Source organism: Vibrio sp. D173a (assembly GCF_030248475.1).
The window spans coordinates 1-861 of the sequence record NZ_JAHGAH010001645.1 but is presented as its reverse complement, the minus strand read 5'-3'; the positions used below and the strand labels follow the sequence as shown (position 1 = coordinate 861).

Annotated in this window: 1 protein-coding gene; it reads right to left on the bottom strand. The window is 43.0% G+C overall.

Annotated features, from left to right (window positions below):
- The coding region (locus KIV40_RS35315; protein ID WP_285354138.1) for a hypothetical protein at window positions 1-861 on the bottom strand (861 nt) is incomplete at both ends.

Here is an 861-nt window from a genome sequence, read left to right as displayed (position 1 = left end):
GCTTAACGTGCCAAGGTCGGCGTCTGGAAGTACATCAATAACTAATGTTCGTTCTGCAGAAGTAGCAAACTGTTTACTGTTAGCACCGTTATTAGCGCCATCTAGGAATGGATTACGAGTTTCTTCCGTCACAGCCACTACTTTAAAGCTAATAGTACCCGAGAAGTTATCTTCCGGGTCGACGACTGTGCTATTTATGTCTGCTGCATCAATAACATATGGACCACCATCAGGCCCTATTGGATTACCTGAACTATCCAATAGGGTGAAATACCCAGCCCCCTGTTCAACAGTGAGATGATATTCGAGCGTTTCAGGACGAGAAGTATCTTGAGAGTCCGCCTCGAGGTTAAGAGTGATGGTATTTCCATCCTCCGTCACCGGTATACTTTGGTTCATGTTGTCGGTATCAGGGAGATAAGTGAACGTGCTACTTGCATCATCCCATATAGCCTCGTCCGCTACGGCTTCAATTTCAATTCTGAAGTTAGAGCTTACGGTATGGTCTAGTAGACCGTCATTATCGATCTCCAATTCATAATTGATTCTGACGCCACCATTGCCAGTACTATAGTTTCTGTCAGGAACGAAGTAGAGATTTTCGATAGTAGCAATTATATCCTTAGGTTCATTTGGGTCACTAGGATCATTAGGGTCATCAGGTTCAGGCATGAAACTCTGAACAATGTTTGCCCCATCCAAAATGAAATTACCATCACCATCCTCCGCTAATTTCACATACTCTGAACCATCAAAGTAATAGAACGTACCTCTATGGTCAGTGTTATCGAAGATCTTTAATTGACCAACCTCTTCATTGTTGTCTCGGTCATAAACGTTAACCTGCAATAAGATTTGAGC